Source organism: Sphingomonas jinjuensis (assembly GCF_014197105.1).
GTDB classification, from domain to species: domain Bacteria; phylum Pseudomonadota; class Alphaproteobacteria; order Sphingomonadales; family Sphingomonadaceae; genus Sphingomonas; species Sphingomonas jinjuensis.
Window position 1 is genome coordinate 1 of record NZ_JACIEV010000032.1, and the last position, 1,174, is coordinate 1,174.

At 65.5% G+C, this 1,174-nt stretch carries 1 protein-coding gene; it reads left to right on the plus strand.

What is annotated here, in order from left to right; all coding sequences use genetic code 11:
* Positions 1-65: 65 nt before the first annotated feature.
* Positions 66-1,174 (plus strand): IS3 family transposase gene (locus GGQ80_RS18270; protein WP_183987541.1). Its coding sequence is split into 2 segments (ribosomal slippage), with 1,110 coding nucleotides annotated over them: positions 66-318 and positions 318-1,174; the frame shifts between segments, so codons are not numbered across the junction. This gene is flagged as partial in the annotation.

The following is a 1,174-nucleotide window of genomic DNA, read 5'->3' on the forward strand; positions in this document are numbered from 1 at the left end:
TGACGTGACCCCCGTTTTTTCATCCAGGTGGAACTAGAGACCGGCCCCTCAAAGGGACGGACGGAATGAAGCGGAAGCAATTCTCGGAAGAGCAGATCATCGGCATTCTGAAGGAGGCCGAGGCGGGCGCAGTGGTGACGGAGTTGTGCCGCAAGCACGGGATGTCGAGCGCGACCTATTACGCGTGGAAGGCGAAGTTCGGCGGCCTGGAGGTGTCCGACGCGAAGCGCCTGCGGTCGCTCGAGGAGGAGAACGTCCGGCTCAAGCGGCTGCTCGCGGATACGATGCTCGACAACGCGGGGTTGAAAGACCTGCTGTCAAAAAAGTGGTGACGCCCGCCGCGAAGCGGCAAGCGGTCGCGCATCTCCAGGCGACCCTGGGGATGAGCGAGCGGCGGGCATGCGCGGTTGTCGGAGCGGATCGCACGAGCATGCGGTATCGCTCGTGCCGGGCAGATGATGGCGACCTGCGGTCGCGGCTGTGCGAGTTGGCACAGCAGCGTCGGCGGTTCGGCTATCGACGGTTGCACATCCTGCTGCGCCGGGACGGCATCACGATCAACCGCAAGAAGACCCAGCGGCTCTACCGGGAGGAAGGTCTGACGGTCAGGCGCCGGAAAGGACGAAGGCGCGCCGTGGGCGCGCGGGCACCTTCACCGGTGCTGGCGCTCCCCAACCAGCGCTGGAGCCTCGACTTCGTCCACGACCAGCTTGTCGCCGGGCGGCGGTTCCGTGTGCTCAACATCGTCGACGACGTGACGCACGAATGCCTCCGGGCGGTAGTCGACACGTCAATTTCGGGCCGGCGGGTCGTGCGCGAACTGGCCGATCTGATCGCCGAGCGTGGCAGGCCGAAGATGATCGTCAGCGACAACGGGACCGAACTGACCTCCAATGCGGTGCTCGCCTGGTCCGCCGATGCCAGCATCGAGTGGCATTACATCGCACCAGGCAAACCGACGCAGAACGGGTTCGTCGAGAGCTTCAACGGTCGCATGCGCGACGAGCTGCTCAACGAGACGCTGTTCTTCACCATTGGCCAAGCCCGCTCGATCCTGGCCCGCTGGGTCGACGACTACAACACCGAGCGGCCGCACTCGTCGCTCGGCTACGCTACCCCGGCCGCATTCGCTGCCGGGCTCGAACAGCAACGGGCGGGGTTAACCCCGCCCGTT